The 21,672-nt window shown below is 55.2% G+C and carries 18 protein-coding genes and 1 other annotated feature; all 18 genes read left to right on the top strand.

The genetic code is table 11. The features are described from left to right. Nucleotides 1-139 precede the first annotated feature (139 nt). Nucleotides 140-766 (top strand): bifunctional precorrin-2 dehydrogenase/sirohydrochlorin ferrochelatase, encoded by a 627-nt coding sequence (locus ACL02P_RS11875; RefSeq protein ID WP_323077472.1) that lies wholly within the window; start codon nucleotides 140-142, stop codon nucleotides 764-766. Between the two features lie 2 nt (nucleotides 767-768). Beyond that, entirely contained in the window at nucleotides 769-1,731 is a 963-nt protein-coding gene (gene hemC / locus ACL02P_RS11870) for a hydroxymethylbilane synthase (protein WP_260071179.1), read from the top strand. A gap of 6 nt (nucleotides 1,732-1,737) precedes the next feature. Next, a complete protein-coding gene (gene cobA, locus ACL02P_RS11865) occupies nucleotides 1,738-3,285 on the top strand; it encodes a uroporphyrinogen-III C-methyltransferase (RefSeq protein ID WP_009225158.1) in 1,548 nt (515 codons plus the stop codon). A 61-nt stretch (nucleotides 3,286-3,346) separates the two neighbouring features. Next, nucleotides 3,347-4,351: a porphobilinogen synthase gene (gene hemB / locus ACL02P_RS11860; protein WP_009225159.1), complete on the top strand. Its 1,005-nt coding sequence runs from the start codon at nucleotides 3,347-3,349 to the stop codon at nucleotides 4,349-4,351. Between the two features lie 45 nt (nucleotides 4,352-4,396). Further along, entirely contained in the window at nucleotides 4,397-5,701 is a 1,305-nt protein-coding gene (gene hemL / locus ACL02P_RS11855) for a glutamate-1-semialdehyde 2,1-aminomutase (protein WP_009225160.1), read from the top strand. After that, nucleotides 5,698-6,630: an RluA family pseudouridine synthase gene (locus ACL02P_RS11850; protein WP_412837353.1), complete on the top strand. Its 933-nt coding sequence runs from the start codon at nucleotides 5,698-5,700 to the stop codon at nucleotides 6,628-6,630. The genes hemL and ACL02P_RS11850 overlap by 4 nt, the downstream gene beginning before the upstream one ends. Nucleotides 6,631-6,816: 186 nt before the next feature. Further along, a complete protein-coding gene (locus tag ACL02P_RS11845) occupies nucleotides 6,817-8,274 on the top strand; it encodes a LysM peptidoglycan-binding domain-containing protein (protein WP_412837352.1) in 1,458 nt (485 codons plus the stop codon). 85 nt (nucleotides 8,275-8,359) lie between these two features. After that, nucleotides 8,360-8,622, top strand: a binding site (T-box leader). A 151-nt stretch (nucleotides 8,623-8,773) separates the two neighbouring features. Further along, the gene (locus tag ACL02P_RS11840; RefSeq protein WP_412837351.1) at nucleotides 8,774-11,449 is read left to right on the top strand and encodes a valine--tRNA ligase; all 2,676 of its coding nucleotides are present in this window, start codon (nucleotides 8,774-8,776) and stop codon (nucleotides 11,447-11,449) included. A 99-nt stretch (nucleotides 11,450-11,548) separates the two neighbouring features. After that, on the top strand, nucleotides 11,549-12,922 hold the full coding sequence (locus ACL02P_RS11835) for a bifunctional folylpolyglutamate synthase/dihydrofolate synthase (protein WP_036645168.1): 1,374 nt from the start codon (nucleotides 11,549-11,551) through the stop codon (nucleotides 12,920-12,922). A gap of 59 nt (nucleotides 12,923-12,981) precedes the next feature. Next, nucleotides 12,982-14,304 (top strand): UDP-N-acetylmuramate--L-alanine ligase, encoded by a 1,323-nt coding sequence (gene murC, locus ACL02P_RS11830; RefSeq protein WP_050769755.1) that lies wholly within the window; start codon nucleotides 12,982-12,984, stop codon nucleotides 14,302-14,304. Between the two features lie 172 nt (nucleotides 14,305-14,476). Next, nucleotides 14,477-15,637, top strand: a complete 1,161-nt coding sequence (locus ACL02P_RS11825; protein ID WP_260071172.1) for an SPOR domain-containing protein — start codon at nucleotides 14,477-14,479, stop codon at nucleotides 15,635-15,637. 220 nt (nucleotides 15,638-15,857) lie between these two features. Continuing rightward, on the top strand, nucleotides 15,858-16,463 hold the full coding sequence (locus ACL02P_RS11820; RefSeq protein ID WP_009225167.1) for a Maf family protein: 606 nt from the start codon (nucleotides 15,858-15,860) through the stop codon (nucleotides 16,461-16,463). Between the two features lie 128 nt (nucleotides 16,464-16,591). Beyond that, nucleotides 16,592-17,287 (top strand): RadC family protein, encoded by a 696-nt coding sequence (gene radC, locus ACL02P_RS11815; protein ID WP_260071170.1) that lies wholly within the window; start codon nucleotides 16,592-16,594, stop codon nucleotides 17,285-17,287. A 307-nt stretch (nucleotides 17,288-17,594) separates the two neighbouring features. Next, the gene (locus tag ACL02P_RS11810) at nucleotides 17,595-18,629 is read left to right on the top strand and encodes a rod shape-determining protein (RefSeq protein WP_009225169.1); all 1,035 of its coding nucleotides are present in this window, start codon (nucleotides 17,595-17,597) and stop codon (nucleotides 18,627-18,629) included. A gap of 96 nt (nucleotides 18,630-18,725) precedes the next feature. Then, nucleotides 18,726-19,604 carry a rod shape-determining protein MreC gene (gene mreC / locus ACL02P_RS11805; protein WP_260071169.1) on the top strand — a complete coding sequence of 293 codons (879 nt, stop codon included), beginning with the start codon at nucleotides 18,726-18,728 and terminating at the stop codon, nucleotides 19,602-19,604. Then, nucleotides 19,601-20,131, top strand: a complete 531-nt coding sequence (gene mreD, locus ACL02P_RS11800; RefSeq protein ID WP_009225171.1) for a rod shape-determining protein MreD — start codon at nucleotides 19,601-19,603, stop codon at nucleotides 20,129-20,131. The genes mreC and mreD overlap by 4 nt, the downstream gene beginning before the upstream one ends. 78 nt (nucleotides 20,132-20,209) lie before the next feature. Then, nucleotides 20,210-20,869 carry a septum site-determining protein MinC gene (gene minC, locus ACL02P_RS11795; RefSeq protein ID WP_009225172.1) on the top strand — a complete coding sequence of 220 codons (660 nt, stop codon included), beginning with the start codon at nucleotides 20,210-20,212 and terminating at the stop codon, nucleotides 20,867-20,869. Between the two features lie 3 nt (nucleotides 20,870-20,872). After that, a complete protein-coding gene (gene minD / locus ACL02P_RS11790) occupies nucleotides 20,873-21,670 on the top strand; it encodes a septum site-determining protein MinD (RefSeq protein ID WP_009225173.1) in 798 nt (265 codons plus the stop codon). Nucleotides 21,671-21,672: the final 2 nt, after the last annotated feature.

Genomic DNA, 21,672 nt, shown 5'->3' with positions numbered 1-21,672 from the left:
ATGGCTGATTCGACGCTGAAGCGGAGGGGGAAGGGCTTTTTTTGAAGGGATGAACATGGAAAATTGCGGCAGGGTAGGGTATGCTATTAATCAGTTGAAGTAGGAGGGATGCGCCATACCTTATTATGTGCCCGTCCTATTGAATTTGGCAGGCCGTCGCTGCGTCGTTATTGGCGGCGGACCGGTTGCCGAACGGAAGGCGACGATGCTGGCAGAGGCTGGAGCGGTAACGGTGGTGATTAGTCCCAACGTAACGGAAGGTCTGCAGCGGCTCCATCAGGAGCGGGAGCAAGTCGTATGGATCCAACGGGAGTATCAACAAGGGGATTTGGCCGGGGCGTTCCTCGCTTTTGCCGCGACCGATCGGCCGGAGGTCAACGCCGCTGTGGCCGCCGAAGCGGAGGCGGAGGGCATCCCGATGAATGACGCGGGCGAAGGGACGCGAGGCAGCATGATTACGCCCGGCGTTCTGCGCCGCGGGGGGCTGGTCGTTGCCGTCTCCACCTCGGGGGCGGGACCAACGGCCGCGCGGGAGCTGATCCGCGAGATTGATGAACACTTTGGCGAGGATTACGAGCGTTACATTGACTTTTTAAGCTCGGCACGGGCTTTCATTAAAGAACGAATCGACGATCCCGGAAGACGGAAGCGTCTGTTTCGGAGGTTGGCCGAGACCGATATATTGACCTCGATCCGGGAAGGAAGCTTTGAGCCGTGGAGCGAAGCAGCCATGATCGCCTGGATTGAGGAACAGACGGAGGAATAAGCATGACGAAGCGAACGATAGTGGTGGGTACGAGACAAAGCCAGCTGGCGCTGACACAGACGGGACAGGTCATCGACGATTTAAAAGCGATCTGCCGGGAGCATCACCTGCCGTTTGATTTTGAAATCCGCAAGATCGTAACCAAGGGAGACCGGATTTTGGACGTGACGTTGTCCAAGGTTGGCGGCAAAGGGCTGTTCGTGAAGGAAATCGAGCAGGCGATGCTGAACGGGGAGATCGATTTGGCGGTCCATAGCATGAAGGACATGCCGTCTGTGCTGCCGGACGGACTGATGAACGGTGCGGTGCCGCGGCGGGTTGATCCACGGGATGCGCTTATTTCAAGAAACGGACGGAGCCTTGACGAATTGCCGCAGGGGGCCAAGGTAGGGACCAGCAGCTTACGTCGCGCCAGTCAATTGCGCGCTTATCGACCGGACTTCGTGCTGGAGCCGATTCGCGGCAATATCGATTCCCGATTGCGCAAGCTGGAGGAGGAAGGTTTTGACGCGATCATTTTGGCCGCGGCGGGGTTATTCCGCATGGGTTGGGAACACCGGATTACGGCATTTCTTCCCGCAGAGGTCTGTCTGCCCGCCGTTGGTCAAGGGGCGCTTGGCATCGAATGCCGCGAGGATGACGACGAGGTGCGCCGGCTCTTGTCCTTATACAATGATCCGGACACCGCGGTGACGGTGGCTGCGGAGCGCCGTTTCCTCGGCGTGCTGAATGGCGGCTGCCAGGTGCCGATTGGAGCCTACGCGACGTTGCTGCCGGAAGAAGGCGCAAGCGGCGAAACCGGCCGTCCGCGTTTGCGATTGACGGGGATGGTTGGTTCGGCGGACGGAACGACGATTCTGAAGGAAAGCGCCGAAGGAACAGATCCGACCGAGCTGGGAGAGCAGCTTGCCGGCCGGCTGATCTCGATGGGAGCAGCTGCATTATTACAAGAAACCGGGGAGTGAACGAATATGGCTGGTAAGGTGTATCTGGTTGGCGCAGGCCCTGGAGATGCGCGATTGATTACGCTGAAAGGGCTTGATTGTCTGGAGAAAGGCGACGTGATCGTCTACGATCGTCTGGCCAATCCCAGCCTGCTGCGAAGAACGAAGCCCGGGGCAGAGAAAATATATGTCGGGAAGCGAACCGACCGTCACACGATGAAGCAAGAGCATATCAATCAGCTGTTGGTTGATTTGGCGCTGGCGGGCAAAACCGTCGTTCGCTTAAAAGGCGGCGACCCGACGATCTTCGGCCGCGTTGGAGAGGAGGCGGAGCTGCTGCGGCAGCACGGAATTCCTTACGAAATCGTGCCGGGGATTACGGCTGCCATCTCGGTGCCGGCGTATGCAGGCATTCCTGTCACTCACCGGGATATGGCTTCCTCGGTGTCGATCGTTACGGGGCGTGAAAGCCCGGACAAGCTGGATCAGTCTATCGACTGGGAAAAGATCACCAACGCGACCGGCACCCTTGTGTTTATGATGGGCGTGGCCAATATTGGTCATATCAGCAGACAGCTGATTCATTACGGTCGGCCGCCCGAAACGCCGGTTGCCCTGATCCGCTGGGGGACGAGAGCCGAACAGGAGACGCTGGTCGGGACGCTGGCCGATATTGAGCAAAAGGTACGCGAAGCTGACTTTAAGCCGCCGGCCGTCACGGTTGTCGGCGAAGTTGTGGCTCAACGGGAGCAGCTCATGTGGGCGGAATCGCTGCCGCTATTCGGCAAGCGGATTCTCGTCACCCGTTCGCGCTCGCAAGCGAGCGAGCTGGTGCGCGGCATCGAGGAGCTTGGCGGCGAGCCGTACGAGTTCCCTGTCATCGACATCGCGATGCCGGAGGGCCAAGAGCTGGCCAGCACGGACGAAGCGCTCAATCAGCTAGAGCAGTACGATTGGGTATTCTTCACGAGCGTCAATGGCGTGGAGTATTTCTTCTCGCACCTGGAGAGACTGGGGAAAGATGTGCGCGGGCTGCATAAAGCGAGAATTGCCGCCGTAGGGCCGGCAACGCAGGCGGCGCTGCGCCAACGCGGGATTGCGGCGGAGGGCTTGCCGGGCAAGTTTCAGGCCGAGGGCCTGATGGAAACGTACGGCAGCGAGTTGAAGCCCGGACAGCACGTGCTGTTGCCGCGCGGCGACCTTGCCCGAGCTTGGTTGCCTGCTGCCTTGCGTGAGCAGGGCTTGACCGTCACCGAGGCAGTCATGTACCGGACAGTGCCGGCCGGGGAAACGGACGAAGAGCTGTTGAAGCTGCTCGAGAAAGGCCGTATTCACGCCGTCACCTTTACCAGCTCGTCAACGGTGACGAATCTGTTGGCCGCGCTCACCGGCATGGGGGTCGCCGATCCGGTCGCTGCCCTGCAAGGCGTGGACATCGCCTGCATCGGGCCGGTCACGGCGAAAACGGCAGAGGATGCAGGCCTGCGGGTTTCGATTCTTGCGGAAGAAGCAACGATCGACAGCTTGATTCAGGCGCTATGTGACTGGAAAGCGCGGACGGCGTCGGCGAAGTGATTTTTTTTTTGATTAACACGGAGGCTTAACCCCGTGCTGCATACTTAGGAGGGAATCAAAGATGAATTTTCCGATCGTAAGACATCGCCGGCTGCGTCAGTCGGCTGCGATTCGCGGGATGGTGCGTGAAACCGTCCTGACGGTGGACGACTTGATTCAACCGATCTTTGTAACTTATGGAAAGGGCGTCAAGAATGAGATTTCATCGATGCCCGGCGTGTTTCATTTTTCGCTGGACACGCTGGAAGAGGAAGTCAAAGAAATTATGGATCTAGGCATTCCGGCGGTTCTGCTGTTCGGCATTCCGGAAACGAAGGACAGCGTCGGCACCTCGGCCTTTGCGGAGGACGGGATCGTACAGGAAGCGACGCGGATCATTAAATCGCGGTATCCGGATTTGCTGGTCGTAGCCGACACCTGCTTATGCGAATTTACGGATCATGGCCATTGCGGGATGGTACATACGTTTGAACGCGACGGGCATGTCTGCGGCGACGTCATGAACGACGAGTCGCTGGAGCTGCTGGTGAAAACCGCTGTCTCCCAAGCGCGAGCAGGCGCCGACATCATCGCGCCGTCCAACATGATGGACGGATTTGTGCAAGCGATCCGTGCGGGACTGGATGAAGCGGGCTTCAGCCATGTGCCGATTATGTCATATTCCGTCAAATACGCGTCTTCGTTTTATGGGCCGTTCCGTGAAGCGGCGGACTCGGCGCCGCAGTTCGGCGACCGGAAGACGTATCAGATGGACCCGGCCAACGCCCGCGAAGCGCTAAGGGAAGCGGAATCCGACGTGCTGGAAGGCGCGGATATGCTGATGGTGAAGCCGGCCTTGGCCTTTATGGATATTTTGCGGATGCTGCGGGATCAATTTGATCTTCCGCTGGTCGCTTACAACGTAAGCGGAGAGTATTCGATGGTGAAGGCAGCCGCCCAGCAAGGCTGGATCAACGAGCGGGCCATCGTCACTGAGATGCTGCTAGGCATGAAGCGGGCGGGTGCGGATATCATCATCACGTATTTCGCCAAGGATATGGCACGCTGGCTGCGCGAGAAGCAGTAAGCATAGAGCCAAGAACGGGGTTTGAACAGTTAAGGAGGGGGATCGATGAGCAAGGACACGATTGGCCGGCGGGGCGAAGAGCGATCGCGCCTGGCATTCGAAGAAGCGAAGCAGGTCTTGCCCGGCGGCGTTAACAGCCCGGTGCGGGCGTTTAAATCCGTTGGCTTGACGCCGATGTATATCGAACGCGGGGAGGGCTCCCGGATTTATGATATCGACGGCAACAGTTTTATCGATTATGTAGGCTCCTGGGGGCCGCTGATTATGGGCCATGCTCATCCAGAGGTGGTGCGTGCGCTGCAGGAGACGGCTGCGAAAGGGACGAGCTTTGGAGCGCCAACGCTGCTAGAGACGCAAATGGCCATGCTGGTTGCTGAACGGGTGCCGTCGATCGATGTGGTGCGGATGGTGAACTCGGGAACGGAAGCAACGATGAGTGCGATCCGTCTGGCACGGGGATACACGGGCCGCAGCAAAATTATGAAATTCGAAGGCTCCTATCACGGCCATGCCGACAGCTTGCTGATTAAAGCAGGCTCCGGCGTAGCGACGCTGGGACTGCCGGACAGCCCGGGCGTGCCTGAGGGGGTTGCCTCTAATACAATTGCGGTACCTTATAACGACTTGGCTTCGGTTGAGCTTGCGTTTGAGCGGTTTGGGGAAGAGATCGCCGGCGTTATCGTGGAGCCTGTAGCCGGGAACATGGGCGTTGTGCCGCCGCTGCCGGGATTCCTGGAAGGTCTGCGCCGGATTACCGAGCGATACGGCAGCTTGCTCATTTTTGACGAGGTCATGACAGGCTTCCGCGTAGGGCTGAATTGTGCGCAGGGGCGCTTTGGCGTTACGCCGGATTTAACTTGCCTCGGCAAGGTGATCGGCGGCGGGCTGCCTGTTGGAGCGTACGGCGGAAAACGCGAGATCATGGAGCAAATCGCGCCAAGCGGGCCGATTTATCAGGCCGGGACGCTGAGCGGCAACCCGTTGGCAATGGTTGCGGGTTACACGACGCTGTCGCTGCTTACTCCAGAGGTGTACGACCGGCTGGAGCGCTTGTCGGCGAAGCTGGAGGAAGGCTTTACGCGCAACGCCAAGGAAAAAGGTATTCCGTGTACGATCAACCGCGTGGGCTCGATGATCTGTCCGTTTTTTACCGAAGAGAAGGTTATCAATTACGAGACGGCAAAAACAAGCGACCTCGACTTGTTCCGCCGTTACTTCGCGGCGTTGCTTGAGCAAGGCATCAACGTGGCGCCTTCGCAGTTCGAAGGTATGTTCGTCTCGGGCGTGCATACCGACGAAGACATTGAGCTGACGATCGAAGCGCATCGCTTGGCGCTGCAAAAGCTGTGAGCGGCAAGCTAACCTGGACGCGGCGCGGGGAATGGCTCGAGCTGATGCCCGGCAAGCTGCCTGCGCGCGATGGGCAGGACCGTCTGGATGCGGCGATGGCTTGGCTGGAGGAGGGGCTGCAGGCTCCTCCTAAGCTGCTGCGTCGGCTGCGGGCCGAAGGCGGCATCAAGCTAGCCGGGGACCGTTTAAGGCTGCTGGCCTTTCCGGCCAGGGCATCGCAATATGCTCCGGTTGAGGCAGAGCTTTCGCTTTTATATGAGGATGATTTTTGCCTTGTCGTGCACAAGCCGGCAGGGCTAAAAGTCCATCCGGACGGCAACGAGGGGGGCGCTTCCCGTAGGGACTCGGCTCCGCCGGACACGCTTGCCAACCGCGTCGCGGGATGGTACGCCAGCCTGGGTCAGCCAATCGCTGCGGCGCATATTCACCGGCTGGACGAATATACGTCAGGACCGGTGTTGTTCGCAAAGAACGAATACGCCCATTTAAAGCTGGATGAAGCGATGAGCCGCAAGGAGATCGGACGGACTTACATCGCGTTTGTACAGGGCGTTGTTAGTTCCGCGCTTAAGATCATTGACCAGCCGATCGGCCGGGACCGCCATCACAATCAGCGGCGCCGGGTGTCCCCTACCGGCAAGCCGGCGATCACGCATGTGGAGCTGATGGAGGTATACCCGAAGCACGAGGTGAGCCTCGTTCGGCTGACCTTGGAGACCGGCCGCACGCATCAAATTCGCGTCCATCTGAGCGCAGCGGGCCATCCGCTCGTAGGGGATGCGTTGTATGGCGGCAGCACGAAGTGGCTGCCTTATCAAGCGCTGCATGGGGAGCGGCTGGTGTTCCCGCACCCGCTCACCGGAGAAGCGGTGGAGCTGGGCGATCCGTGGCCGCCGGCCATGATCCAGCTGCGCGATCGCTTTCGTTGACTAGCCGGGCTGTCTGATGGCAGCCTGGCTTATTTTTTTACCTAATGTGAGAAGGTCTGTACCCTCCCATTGGCAAAAAGCTGGCATGCACTCTCTTTTGCAGCATATAGATTAAACGAGGATGATTTGGATCAAGATTCATCGATTTCTAAATCAGGTTTGGATATGCTGAAAGGAGGTAACGAGTTGGCTGATCAATCCTATGGTCTCAGGTTTGATATTTATGAGCGCATACATCTTTCTGAAGATGTGATCGGCATTGAAGAGCTGGAGGAGATCGAGCTCTATCCGAAAGTCCAGGTGATTCCCGGGGAGGAGTATGCCGCGCTGCGCGGCCATTTGCTGTTGTCGGGGGTGTATCGGGGAGAAGGAGAAACGCAGAAGCTGGAACACTATATTCCAGTAGAAATTACGATACCGCTAAGCCGGGTAAACCGGTTGGAGGATATCACGGTTGAAATTGAAAACTTCGATGTTGACCTGCTTAGCTCGCGCAGCTTGAATATTACAGGGGTCTTGTCGCTTCAAGGGGTGGAGACTACTACCCTCGTGTCCGAGCAAGATGCATGGAAAGATCGCGAGTTTACGACTGCCCATGTCGTACCGGATCTGCGAGAGGATGAACCGGAAGCCGAATCGAATTTCAGCGCGGAGGAATCGGAGGATTACGCTTCGGCGGTGACCGAGCCTGAATCGATCCCGGCAGCGCCATTGCTGACGGAAGAAGTTCGCCAAGAGCCGGAGCCGACGTTCTCTTGGAATTCGTTAATCCGCGAAACGGCAAACGAAGAGCCGGAGCCTGAACTGGAGCTGAAGCAAGAGCCGCAGGACGAAGAGCCTCAACAAATCCCGCAATTCGCTTCGTGGCAGGCGTTTCCGGATGAAGTCCTTACCGCGCAAAAACGAAGTGCGGACGAGCCGCAGGAATCCGCCGCCTGGAGAGAGGATGTCCCCGCATTCCAGGAAGCTGGTCCTTGGGCGGACAAGGAATCTGAATCGGATTTTGACGCTGCTGCAGAGGTTTTTGCTGACCAGACAGAGGAGTTGGATGCAGGCGCAACATTTGAGGAGGAGATTCGCCCATTCGCGGAATCCGCGCCAATTGAACGTGCGAGTGAAGCTGTAGAGGCGGAATATGCTGAACCGGAACGGGCTTCGGATGGGGTTGGCGAAGAAGTCGCTGCCGTGTCAAACGATACGGCGAACGAACCTGTTTTGGAGGCGAATGCGGAGGTTGAAGCGGACCAAGTTGTACCTGCCCAACCAGAAGAGAAGAAGGAAATGAAGATTGCGTTGGGGGCCAAAAAAGGGGATGACGAGGGAGATCGAGACAACTTTGGCTTAACGAAGTTGATTTCCTCTTCGGCCCGGCCTGCTCAGGAACCGCAGGAGGAAGCTTCGGATCAGGCGAGCCTGGACGACAGCAGAGACCAAGGTGAGGGTGAGGAGCTGCGGTGGAAGAACCTGTTCATCAGCAACGAGGATCAAAACCCCTTCCGCAAAGTGCGTCTCGTGATCGTGCAGCGTGAAGAGACGTTGGATGATATCGCCCAACGCTACCACCTGAGTCCACGGGAGCTGCAGCTGTACAACCGGCTGTCCGAGCATCAGGTGAATGAAGGGCAAATTTTGTACATTCCGTGAGGATCTCCCCGTGAAATCAGGCGGATTGTTGACTCCCGTTCCTTTCCAAGTTATGATAATATAGATTAAAGTAATAAGATCTATGGCAAAGACTTGGAACGGGAAGAGTAGGCAGCGTACCCTTCAGAGAGCGGAATCCACGGCTGAGAGATTCTGCAGGACATGTAGCTCACCGAAGTCGCCCGGGAGTTGTCCGTTTGAGCAGCATATCATATGGGGTTAGAACGGACCGGCAGCAGCCGTTATCTGCATGAGAGTCGCATTTCTTGCACCGGATGGTGAATGAACCGGATGCCATTGATGCGAAACAAAGGTGGTACCGCGAAAGTAAAGCCTTTCGTCCTTTGAGACGAAGGGCTTTTTGTTTTTTCTTAGGCAGCATGAAGTAGGCGCGAAAGCCCGTCCCGAAGTCTTATGCACACGGTGTGGAGCTGATGACGCCAGTCGACTATCTTGGGATCGCCAAGGCTATGCTTATTTGTAACGGAGGTTGAATAGGATGACAGAAAATCAAGATCAACAAACTTCGTCGGTAGAAATGCCGACGACGTACGATCCGAAAGCAGCGGAGCAGAAATGGCACCGTTATTGGTTGGAGAACGGCTTCTTTAAAGCCGGACAACGGCCGGATGCCAAGCCCTACACGATCGTGATTCCGCCGCCTAACGTAACCGGGATGCTGCATATCGGGCATGCGCTGGATTTGACGCTGCAGGATATTTTGACCCGGACCAAGCGAATGCAGGGATATGACGCGTTGTGGCTGCCCGGGATGGACCATGCGGGGATTGCAACTCAAACGAGAGTGGAGCAGCGGCTTAGAGAGCAAGGCGTATCCCGTTACGACCTGGGCCGCGAGAAGTTCCTCGAACAAGTATGGGCCTGGAAGGACCAGTATGCGGGAACGATTCATGAACAGTGGGCCAAAATGGGCGCTTCGCTCGATTATTCGCGCGAGCGGTTTACATTGGACGAGGGCTTGTCCCAAGCGGTTCGCGAAGTGTTCGTGAAGCTTTATGAGAAAGGCTTGATTTACCGCGGCAAATACATTATCAACTGGGATCCGGCGGCGCGTACGGCGCTTTCCGATATCGAGGTAGAATATAAAGAAGTTAACGGGCATCTGTACCATCTTCAGTATCCGCTGAGCGATGGAAGCGGCTATATCACCGTGGCGACGACTCGTCCAGAGACGATGCTCGGCGATACCGCCGTTGCTGTTCATCCAGAGGATGAACGTTATCGCCATCTGGTCGGCAAAACGCTTCGTCTGCCGATCGTTGACCGTGAAATCCCGATTATCGCCGATGAATACGTGGAGAAAGAGTTTGGCAGCGGCGCGGTAAAAATCACCCCGGCGCATGACCCGAATGACTTCGAAGTTGGTTTGCGCCATAACCTGCCGCAAATTAACGTGATGGACGAGACCGGCAAGATGAATGCTGAAGCCGGCAAGTATCAAGGCCTCGACCGCTTCGAATGCCGCAAGCAGATCGTGAAGGATTTGCAGGAGATGGGCGTGCTGATCAAAATCGAGGATCACGTGCATCAGGTTGGTCATAGTGAACGGACCGGCGTTGTGGTTGAGCCGTATCTGTCGACGCAATGGTTCGTGAAGATGAAGCCGCTCGCGGAAAAAGCGATTGAAGCGCAAAAATCGGGGAACGGCGTTAACTTCGTACCGGATCGGTTCGAGAAAATTTATTTGAACTGGATCGAGAACGTACGCGATTGGTGTGTTTCCCGCCAATTGTGGTGGGGTCACCGCATTCCGGCCTGGTATTGCGACGAGACCGGCGAAATGGTTGTAGCCCGCAGTGAGGAAGAAGCACGGGCCAAGCTGGGACGCGACGATATCCGACAAGACGAGGACGTGCTGGATACGTGGTTTAGCTCTGCACTTTGGCCGTTCTCCACACTGGGCTGGCCGGATGAGGATAGTGCGGATCTCAAGCGCTATTTCCCAACGTCCGTTCTTTCCACCGGTTACGATATCATTTACTTCTGGGTTGCCCGGATGATCTTCACTTCGCTGGAATTCACCGGTCAAGTTCCGTTCAAGGATGTCCTGATCCACGGCCTCGTCCGCGACAGTGAAGGGCGCAAAATGTCCAAATCGCTGGGCAACGGCGTCGATCCAATTGAAGTTATTGAGAAGTACGGTGCCGACGCAATGCGTTACATGCTGTCCACCAGCAACACGCCGGGGCAAGACCTGCGTTTTCGTTGGGAACGCGTTGAGCAAGCCCGCAACTTCGCCAACAAGATTTGGAACGCTTCGCGTTTTGCGTTGATGAACCTGGGGGGCGTGAAGTACGAGGATATCGATATCAGCGGCGAGCTGTCGACGGCGGATCGCTGGATTTTACACCGGATGAACGAGACGGCCAAGGAAATTACCCGCCTGATCGACGCTTACGAATTCGGAGAAACCGGTCGATTGCTGTACAACTTCATCTGGGACGATCTGTGCGACTGGTATATCGAATTCGCCAAGCTGTCCCTGTACGGGGAAGATGCTGCGGCTAAGAAGAAAACCCAATCTGTGCTGGCCTATGTGCTCGATCGCACGCTGCGCATGATCCATCCGTTTATGCCGTTTATTTCCGAGGAAATATGGCAGCATTTGCCGCATTCTGGCGAAACGATTACGCTGGCGGCTTGGCCGGAATACGACCCTGCGCTGGAAGCACCGGACGCTGTTCAGGAAATGAATCTGCTGATCGATGTCATTCGCGCTGTGCGGAATATCCGCGCCGAAGTGAATGTGCCGATGAGCAAAAAGATCGAGCTCGTCATCAAGCCGGGCAGCGCGGAAGTGCTGGAAGTGTTGTCCCGCAACGAGCATTACATCCGCCGTTTCTGCAATACGTCGGAGTACGAGGCTTCGCTGAACGCCGGCGTGCCGGATAAGGCGATGACCGCTGTTGTAACGGGAGCCGAGCTGTTCCTGCCGCTGTCGGGTCTGATTGATATCGGACAGGAAATCGAGCGGCTGACGAAGGAACTCGACCATCTGAACAAAGAAGTGGAACGCGTTGAGAAGAAGCTGGCCAACGAGGGCTTTGTGTCCAAAGCGCCGGCTAAAGTCATCGAGGAAGAACGGGCGAAGATGGCCGATTATTCCGAGAAACGCGACAAGGTGCTGGCACGGATTGCGGAGCTGAAAGGTTAATTGAAAATAAAAGTTCAAGAAGTCAGGTTTGGAGCACCGAAGAAAAGGCTTCGAAGATGACTTCTTGAACTACACTAATATTAAATGAAGGTGACTGACATGGGGGATCGTACAGAGGAAGAAACACGGCCGCTGAACAGCTATGCTGAAGCGGTCGATTGGATCAACGGGCTGCTGCCGTTTGGCATCCGTCCCGGCTTGGAACGGATCGAGCTCATGATGGAAAAGTTAGGCCATCCCGAACGGAGGCTGAAATTTATTCATGTGGCAGGGACGAACGGTAAAGGCTCCTCCTGCGCTTTCCTGACCCGAACACTGCGGGAATGCGGTTATCATGTGGGGACGTATACGTCCCCTTACATCACAAAATTCACGAATCGCTTCCAATATGATGAGGAAGATATCCCCGAGACGGTGCTGCTCGAGCTGGCGAACCGGGTTGCTCCATTGGTGGCTGAAATCGCCGGCACCGAACTGGGATCCCCAACCATGTTCGAGGTGAGCACAGCGATCGCGATTTTGTATTTTGCGGAAGTGTGTTACCCCGATGTGGTAGTATGGGAGACCGGGCTTGGGGGAAGGATGGATGTGACCAATATTGTGACGCCGATCGTCTCTTTGATTACGAACATCGGCTTGGATCACATGGACGTCCTTGGCGACACAATCGAGCAAATCGCCCGCGAGAAAGCTGGCATTATCAAGGCGGGGGTACCTGTGGTCAGCTGCGCCGAGCAGCCGGAGGCTGTTGCCGTACTGAAGGAAACGGCGGCAGCCAAGCATGCTACCCTCTATCTGATGGGGGAGCAGTTCCGGTACGAGCGGGTGGCGGTGGATGCCAAGGAGCAGCAGTTGCATTTTCAAGGTCCATTCCGGGAGATGGATTTTACGATTCGCATGCTTGGGGAGCATCAATGCAAGAACGCCGCCGGCGTCATGATGGTGCTGGAAGTGCTGCGGCAGTATATGGCTTTTATCCTCGAGGATGAACAGGTGCAGGACGGTTTCCGTACTTCCTTCTGGGCCGGACGGCTGGAAGTGGTGCGGGAGGAACCTCGCCTTGTATTGGACGGAGCACATAATCCGGAAGGTGCCGCTTCGCTGGCGAAAAGCCTGCCTGAAGCGTTCCAATACCGCAAGCTGCATTTGATGATGGGGATGCTGGCCAATAAGCATCATCAGGGCTACTTGAAGCATATATTACCAATAGTGGATACGCTAATTCTGACCGAGCCCGATTTTCGCCGGAAAATGGACGCCGATGCGTTGTATGAACTCGTGGCCGAACTACAGGGGATAGAAGCGAAAGCGGATTTGGAAATCATCGTGGAACGTGACTGGAGAAAAGCCCTTTCGCTTTTGGAGTCACGGACGGAACGGGAGGATCTTGGGGTAGTCACCGGCACGTTGTATCTGATCTCGGACGTGCGGGCGGCCCTTTTGCATCAAACCGATTCTGAAAAAGGCTGGTGACCATTTTGTTAAATACGACCGAACAACACGTACATTTTATCGGTATCGGCGGATATGGCATGAGCGCCATTGCCCGCGTGATGCTGGAAATGGGGTATACCGTCACGGGATCGGACGTTGCCTCCCAAGAGTTGACGGAGAAGCTCGCCGCGAAGGGAGCGAAAATCTATATCGGCCATACCGCCGAACACGTGCATGGGGCGGATTTGGTCGTTTACTCTACCGCGCTGCCGCAGGATAATGTGGAGCGTTTGGAAGCGCAAGAGCAAGGCATACCGGTGCTGCATCGCTCTCAGATGCTGGCCCGCCTTTTGAATGAGCGTAACGGTGTTGCTGTTGCCGGAGCTCATGGCAAAACGACAACCTCGTCGATGATCGCGCTGGCGATGGAGCTTTGCGGTACCGATCCTACCTACATTATCGGCGGGGAAATTATGGACATGGGCACAAATGCCAAAGCCGGACAAGGAAAATGCGTGGTTGCGGAAGCTGACGAAAGCGACGGTTCCTTCCTGCAGTATTATCCATCACTTGGCGTCGTGACCAACATCGAGGCCGACCATTTGGAAAACTACGGCGGTGACTTCAATCGCCTGAAGGAAGCCTACGTGCAGTTTCTGAATCAGATCAAACCGGACGGCAAGGCGGTCGTATGCGGAGACGACCCGAACATACGGGAATTGCTTCCTCGGGTACAAAGTCCGACGATTACGTACGGCATCGAAACCAACTGCGACTATACGGCCCGGGAGATTGAGCTTGGAGATCGCTGTGTTACCTTTAAAATGTATCAAGGTGACCGGGAGCTCGGAACAGTGGAATTGTCTGTGCCTGGTCGGCATAATGTTTACAATGCGATGGCGACCGTGATCGTATGCATGGAGGCAGGCATTCCGTTTGATGAAGTTGTCAAAGCGTTGCGCCACTTCCATGGCGCGAAACGCCGTTTCCAGGTGCTTGGAGAGAAGAACGGAATTCTGATTATCGACGATTATGCACACCATCCAACGGAAATCCAAGCGACGATCGCAGCGGCCAAGGCAACCGGCAAGCGAATTATCGCCGTCTTCCAACCGCAGCGGTATACGCGGACCTTTTTCTTGTTGGATGCGTTTAGCCGGGCGTTTGGAGATGCGGATGAGGTGATCATCACCGACATTTATTCACCGGCCGGAGAGAAAGCGATCGAAGGCGTGAGCTCCTCGAAGCTGGTCGAATTGATCAAACAAAACAGCAATCCCGGCGCTCGTTACTTGCCGACGAAGCAGGACGTAATTGCCGATTTGCAGCATCGTTTGAAGCCTGGCGATCTCGTGCTGACGATGGGCGCGGGCGACATTTACAAAGTGGGTTACGAGCTGGCCAAAGGGTTGTCTAACTAAATCCTCAAGCTTTACCCTTCAGTATAAACGGTCTTTACCGGGCTTTGGTTCCCGGGGAGGCCGTTTTTTTCGTTTCTTACAATCTACGAACCTCACCTCTTTAGGCTTGGCATAACCGTTAGTTCGCGTTCATATGGATAGGGTAGAAGAATGGACAAGGAGCGTGCGGACCGTGAACAAAGCCAAAATGACATTCCGGTTTGACAGGGATGGCCGGGAAATCCGGCCGGAGCGGGAGATTGCTGAGGAGCCGATACGGAGGACCACACCCCAATATCGAGCGGTAGAGACGGTAGAGGAATGGGGGGATCCCTTCACGGACCATACAGGGATGGGGCTCACTGTCTTTCCGGGCGGACAAGACCAGAGACAACGCCAAGATCCGATGGGGACAACTCGGGACGATTGGGAAGAAATTTACGACAAAGACCCTTGGCAGACAGAGTGGCAGGAGGAGACCCCTCCCATCTATACCCGTCCTCACCGAACCTCCTGGTGGAAGGTGGCCGGCTCTTTGACCGGAGCGATTGTTACGGGCGCACTGTTTGGGTATGTCGTGCTATCTTTATTTAATCAGGAGATCGAACTCCCTCTTCCAGGGATTAACACGAACACGCCACAGCAGGTGGAATCGGGAGACACAGCAAGCCAGCCGGCCATGGGGGAGATTGAAGGGGAGGACCCCGCAACCGAGGATAACGTTCCGCTTATTAGCGTCGCATTGCCGGAGCAGACTTACTACTTCCTGCAATATGGCGTGTTTAGCACGGCGCAGGGGGTGCAGCTGGCGCAGGAGGAACTGCAAGCGTCCGGTATTGCAGCTGCCCGGGATACGGTCGACGAGAAACGGGTTTATGCCGGGGTCTCCACGGATAGAGAGCAATCGAAACTGCTTACCGGTCAACTGAAGGCGGCAGGTGTGAACCTGATTTTGCACGAGATCTCGTTCCCGGCAGCGGCTAACGTCCCATTTGCCGGCGAACGCGAAGCGTTGGAAGGGTTTATGGCGCAGAGCGCAGAGCTGGTTGACCTGCTTAGCACCTCGTCCGCAGCGCTGCTGACCGAAGCGGACCCGCAGCCGCAGCAGCACCCGGAACTAGAGCAATTGGGGGCCAAGCACCAGGCCTGGACACAAAGCGCTTCGGCGATCCGCGGGAAATGGTCTACGGCGGGGGCAGCCCTGGCCGGTGAAATGGAGAAAGCGATCAACGGGGCGGTCGAGGCCATGAGCGAATATCAGAAAAACGGGGCAAAAACACTGCTCTGGGAAGTACAAAATGAGATGATGCGCTTCATTATGGCCGAGCAGTCACTCGTTCACGACGGAGTATAAATATGCAACAGGACATTTAATCCAAAGACAGGGGGCTGGAAATAGTTTCCCCTGTCCTTTTTGTGTTTGCGCCTGGGGCCATAATAATCTTATAATAGGTTAGTGTCAAAAAATGGCGGGGATGACAGCAAACCGTTGTCGATTCTTATCTATTTTTTACCAACTTATGCATGTAACCATTCAGGACATCAATTCGTTTTCTACAAAGGAGAGTTCCATAATGGATACCGCAAATTTGCGCCGGATTATTCTTGCTTCCACTTCACCTCGCAGGCGTGAATTAGTCGCATCTCTGGCGATTCCTTTCGAAGTGGTACCAAGCCATACAGAGGAATCTTTCGAAGCATCGTTATCGCCGGAGCAAATCGTGATGGAGCTTGCCGGGCGCAAAGCGGAAGCCGTTTACCGGGGGCTTGATCCTTCGGCAGACCGCAATGCGGTGATCGTCGGGAGCGATACGATCGTGGTCCGAGACGGCGAAGTTTTGGGTAAACCGAAGGACACCCAAGAGGCAGCGGATATGCTGCGAAGCCTGCAGGGACGAGAGCATGTGGTGTATACTGGCGTAGCCTGCATGGACGCCTTAACGGGGCGACGTCACGTTGATTACCGGGCGACGACTGTAAGGATGAAGGCATTGACCGAAGCGGAAATTCAAGCCTACGCCCGCAGCGGGGAAGGATTGGACAAGGCTGGGGCCTATGCGATTCAAGGACTTGGCGCTACGATCGTTACTGGAATTGAAGGATGTTATTTTAATGTGGTCGGCTTGCCGGTCTCGTTGCTCGTGGACATGCTGAAGGATTTCGACATTCAGGTGCTGTAAGCAGGAGGCTGAGCTTGCCGTGATGGCAGGTCATCGGGAAGTGATAAAGCATATCCTTCCGAACTTAGGACGGGCGTAACCGGAATAACCGGGAGCGACCCGAACCCATTCGGAAGCGGGGGATAGCGATGGAACAAGCACAAACTCCCTATATGCTGCGTGATCTTCCTTCTGAGGAGCGGCCAAGGGAACGAATGATCAAATACGGAGCGGGGGCGCTCAGCCATGCGGAATTGCTGGCGATCCTGCTCCGCACAGGAACACGCCAGGAATCGGCAGTTCATATGGCCCAGCGATTGCTCGCCGAATTAGGCGGGCTGCGCGGGTTAGTTGATGTCAGCCTGGAAGAGATGACGAGCCTGAAAGGCATCGGACCTGCGAAAGCGGTCCAGCTGAAGGCAGGGATTGAGTTGGGGCAGCGACTGGCCAAGTCACGTCTTCCGGATCAAGCAGTAATCCGCAGTCCGCACGATGCGGCTGAGCTATTGATGGAGCAAATGCGCTATTTGCAGAAAGAGCATTTTGTATGTCTTTTTTTGAATACAAAAAATCATATCATTGCTCAAGAGACGCTTTCGATCGGAAGCCTGAACGCATCGATTGTGCATCCGCGCGAGGTGTTCCGGGCTGCGATCAAATGCAGCAGCGCTTCCGTCGTATGTGCGCACAATCATCCCAGCGGCGATCCCACTCCAAGCCCGGAGGATATCCGGATGACGCGTAGGCTTTGCGAAGCGGGGGAAATTATCGGCATCGATGTGCTCGATCACATCGTCATCGGGGACGGCAAGTTCGTCAGTTTGAAAGAACGGGGCTTGATGTAACTTCAGTGAATTCAAGATTCGCCGTCGAACTTGCATCATTGATGAACTTCGTGATCGGAAGATGACTTTTTGAACAACCGTTTCAATGAAGGTTCAAACAAGTCAGGTTTCGAGCACCAAGAAGATTGGATGAAGCTAGGGGCTGAGTAGCGGAGCGTAGACAGATCTACGTGAGCAACGGAAGGCCCGGCTGAATTCAAGATTCGCCGTCGAACTTGCATCATTGATGAACTTCGTGATCGGAAGATGACTTTTTGAACAACCTCTAATATAATAGGTTAGATACAGAAGGAAAGGAAGAAGCAGCATGTTGGGTGGCTTTACAAAAGACTTGGGAATTGATTTAGGGACGGCAAATACGTTGGTATATACGAGAGGCAAGGGCATTATCGTCCGCGAGCCTTCGGTGGTAGCGATTCATACCGACACGAAAAACATCGTGGCCGTCGGAGAATCGGCCAAGAAGATGATCGGCAGAACCCCCGGCAACATTCGGGCGATCCGTCCGATGAAGGATGGCGTGATCGCTGATTTCGATACAACGGCAACGATGATTAAATATTTTATTGGTCAAGCGCAGAAGAAACGTTCGTTGTTCCAGCGCCACCCGAACGTGATGGTTTGCGTACCGTCGGGGATCACGGCCGTTGAGCAGCGGGCTGTTGAGGACGCGACGAAGCAAGCAGGTGCACGCGAAGCTTACACGATCGAGGAGCCGTTCGCCGCGGCGATTGGCGCAGATTTGCCGGTTTGGGAACCTACCGGCAGCATGGTCGTGGACATCGGCGGCGGGACGACGGAAGTTGCGGTGATCTCGCTGGGCGGGATCGTCACCAGCAAATCCGTCCGCGTGGCAGGCGATGAAATGGATGAAGCGATCATCCAATATATCAAGCGCCAATACAACCTGATGATCGGGGAAAGAACCGCCGAACAGCTGAAGATGGATATCGGCTCCGCTCTTGCGCTGGAGAAGGTTGAAACGATGGAAATCCGCGGACGCGACCTCGTGACAGGACTGCCGAAGACGATCACGATCACTTCTGACGAGATCTCCGAAGCGCTGAGCGATACGGTGGGTGCAATCGTGGACGCGGTGAAAGTCACTTTGGAGAAATGCCCGCCGGAACTCGCAGCAGACATTATGGACCGGGGAATCGTATTGACCGGCGGCGGCGCGTTGCTGCGTAACCTGGATAAACTGCTGGCCGGCGAAACCGGCATGCCGGTGATTGTGGCGGAGAATCCGCTTGACTGTGTGGCGATCGGTACGGGCCGGGCTTTGGATAATATCCACTTATTCAAATCGAAAAGTAGTTCAGCCCTTCGTTCCAAGCGATAATTTCGCGCGGAAGAAGGCACCCCTGATATCAAAGCGGCGCCGTCCTGAATTGGACGGCCAATGCCGTTTTTCCAAGAAATCATGTATGGTTGGAGGGTGCGAAAACTGTTTAAGCTGCTTGGCAACAAAAGATTATTTATTTTGTTGATGGGACTTATTTTGTTTATTGCGGTGATGGGGTTTACGCTGGGGCCAAGAACCAACTTGTCCTGGCCGGAGAAATTCGTCAAGGACACGGTTGGCTTCGTGCAATACGTGTTTTACAAGCCCGCTAGCTATGTAGCGGGCTTCTTTGAAGATATTTCGAACCTGCGCGCGCTGCAGGAGGAGAACGAGCAGCTCAAAATTGCTTTGGCGCACTATACACGTGACAAAGCGATTTACAACCGAATTGAGCAGGAGAATCAACGGTTGCAGGAGATGCTCGACTTTACCGAGCAACAAAAGAAAATGTACGATTACAAATGGAAAATTGCCCAGGTCATCAGCGTTAATGACGATCCTGTCAATCGCACGATCGTGGTTAATTTAGGGGCTCGGGAAGGCGTGAAAGAGGGGATGGCTGTCTCCTCCGATAAAGGCTTGGTTGGCGTGATCAGTCATGTCAGCAACTTTACGTCCACCGTCCGCCTTGCGACCTCGATGGATGCCAAGGACCCGAACTCCAACGGCATCGCCGTGACAGCGCAGGGGAAGGAGAACGACGTCTTTGGCATGATCGAAACGTTTGATCGCGAGCAGGGAATGTTCCTCATGACGCGCATTGAAGATGCCACTCCGTTGAAGAAAGGGGATACCATCGTCTCCTCCGGGATCGGCGGCGTATTTCCTCGCGGGATGGTGATCGGCACGGTGAAGGACATTCAGGTTGGCGAATACGGGCTGACGTATACCGCTACGGTGGAACCTGCTGCGAGCTTCACCGACTGGAAGGAACTATTTATCGTATTCGAACCGGAAGGTGAAGGCGAGTGAACAAGCGCAAACTGATTTTAATTCTGCTGCTGTTCCTCTTGTTCATTCTTGAGGGAACTTTGGTTCCTTGGCTGATCCCTACGGCATGGCAGACGCGGATTGCCCCGCATCTGGTTTACGTCGTTATTCTATATTTCTCCGTTTATGAGAACCGGCATACGGGGCTGATCCTTGGTCTGGTCTTTGGGATGTTGCACGATATCGTTTTTTACGGGGCGTTGATCGGAGCCTACTCCTTCGCTATGGGGTTGTCCGGCTATCTGCTGGGGCTCTTGTCCCGCAACCAGCGGGCACCGCTGCCGCTGATGATGATCGTCGTGCTGCTGGGCGGCCTGCTGCTGGATTCGATTCTGTTCGGTACGTATACGCTGTTTGAACTGATACACCAGCCGTATACATGGGCGTTGAAAAATCACATTATCCCAAACGTTTTGGTGCAGTTCGTATTTGCTTTGGCGATATACGTACCGCTGCGTCGGCAGCTCGAAATCATTACCCGCAGACGCTCTCCCGAGGAGAACGCTTGACTTCCCGCTTATTTTGCTTGCTGTAAGCAGGAACTTTTCCGCTTCGGCGCGAATTGATTAGGGGGGAGGGACAGGCTCATGACAGTAAAATCCAACCACGTGACGATTAAAGGCGTAAAAGATGGCCTGGTTTTCCTGCTGGACGACAAATGCGATTTTTCGAGTCTTCTGGAGGAATTAAAGTATAAATTGGAATTTAGCCATCAACATATCTTGACTGGGCCGATCATCCATGTCGATGTGAAGCTGGGGATGCGACTCGTCACTGAGGATCAGAAGGACATGATTCTTGATATATTAAAGCAAAAAGGCAATCTGCTTGTCCGCTCCTTTGAGATGCCGGAAATTGTTCGGGCGGATGCGCCGGGAGCGCTGACGACGATTGCGGGGATTGTCCGCTCGGGTCAGGTGCTGCATCATGAGGGCAACCTGCTGTTTATCGGCGATGTGAATCCCGGGGGGACGATTCGCTGTACCGGCGACATTCTGATTCTCGGCGCTCTGCGCGGGATGGCCCATGCAGGCTTTGAGGGCAACGAGAATTCGATCATTGCAGCTTCGTACTTGTCTCCAACGCAGCTTCGAATCGCGGAAACGATCAGCCGGCCCCCGGATGAATGGGAGAACCGGGAGACGAGCATGGAGTTCGCTTTTCTACGGGAAGGGAAGATGCAGATCGACAAAATCATCAATATCACCCGGGTGAGACCGGACCTTAACGTGTTTAAAGGGGTGTGAATCATGGGACAAGCTATCGTAATAACGTCCGGTAAAGGCGGAGTGGGCAAAACCACGACCTCGGCCAATATCGGCACGGCGCTTGCGCTTCTGGGGAAAAAAGTGTGTTTAGTGGATACGGACATCGGTTTGCGAAATTTGGACGTAGTCATGGGGCTCGAAAATCGGATCATTTATGATTTGATCGACGTGGCCGAAGGTCGCTGCCGACTGAATCAAGCGCTGGTGAAGGATAAGCGGTTCGATGAGCTGTATATGCTGCCGGCGGCGCAAACGAAGGATAAAAACGCGATTTCGCCAGATCAGGTCAAAGACATCGTTCTGGAACTGAAGAAGGAATTTGAATTCGTAATTATCGACTGCCCGGCGGGGATTGAGCAAGGGTTTAAGAACGCGATTGCCGGGGCGGATCAGGCGATCGTGGTCACAACGCCGGAACATGCCGCTGTACGCGATGCGGACCGAATTATCGGGCTCTTGGAGAACTCGCATATCGCTTCGCCGAAGCTGGTTGTGAACCGGATTAAAATCAATATGATGAAATCCGGGGATATGCTGGATATTGAAGGAATCCTTCAGGTGTTAAACATCGATCTGATCGGCATCGTGCCAGACGATGAGAAGGTCATTAAAGCCGCCAACAGCGGCGAACCGACGGTAATGAATCCGGACTCTTCGGCTGCGATTGCCTACCGCAACATCGCGCGGCGGATTTTGGGCGACACCGTGCCGCTGATGCTGCTGGATCAGAAGAAGGGCGTATTTACGCGCTTTAAGAAGTTTTTTGGAATGGGTGGATAACC

The organism is Paenibacillus sp. MB22_1 (assembly GCF_047200555.1).
GTDB classification, from domain to species: domain Bacteria; phylum Bacillota; class Bacilli; order Paenibacillales; family Paenibacillaceae; genus Fontibacillus; species Fontibacillus phoenicis.
Note: the sequence above shows the minus strand (reverse complement) of the source record. Positions and strands in the feature narration are given on the sequence as shown.

Bases quoted from the DNA above. Each gene is read 5' to 3' on its own strand.
- hemC (WP_260071179.1), top strand. From the start codon at position 769: ATGACGAAGCGAACGATAGTGGTGGGTACGAGACAAAGCCAGCTGGCG.
- cobA (WP_009225158.1), top strand. From the start codon at position 1,738: ATGGCTGGTAAGGTGTATCTGGTTGGCGCAGGCCCTGGAGATGCGCGA.
- hemB (WP_009225159.1), top strand. From the start codon at position 3,347: ATGAATTTTCCGATCGTAAGACATCGCCGGCTGCGTCAGTCGGCTGCG.
- hemL (WP_009225160.1), top strand. From the start codon at position 4,397: ATGAGCAAGGACACGATTGGCCGGCGGGGCGAAGAGCGATCGCGCCTG.
- ACL02P_RS11840 (WP_412837351.1), top strand. From the start codon at position 8,774: ATGACAGAAAATCAAGATCAACAAACTTCGTCGGTAGAAATGCCGACG.
- ACL02P_RS11835 (WP_036645168.1), top strand. From the start codon at position 11,549: ATGGGGGATCGTACAGAGGAAGAAACACGGCCGCTGAACAGCTATGCT.
- murC (WP_050769755.1), top strand. From the start codon at position 12,982: ATGAGCGCCATTGCCCGCGTGATGCTGGAAATGGGGTATACCGTCACG.
- ACL02P_RS11820 (WP_009225167.1), top strand. From the start codon at position 15,858: ATGGATACCGCAAATTTGCGCCGGATTATTCTTGCTTCCACTTCACCT.
- radC (WP_260071170.1), top strand. From the start codon at position 16,592: ATGGAACAAGCACAAACTCCCTATATGCTGCGTGATCTTCCTTCTGAG.
- ACL02P_RS11810 (WP_009225169.1), top strand. From the start codon at position 17,595: ATGTTGGGTGGCTTTACAAAAGACTTGGGAATTGATTTAGGGACGGCA.
- minC (WP_009225172.1), top strand. From the start codon at position 20,210: ATGACAGTAAAATCCAACCACGTGACGATTAAAGGCGTAAAAGATGGC.
- minD (WP_009225173.1), top strand. From the start codon at position 20,873: ATGGGACAAGCTATCGTAATAACGTCCGGTAAAGGCGGAGTGGGCAAA.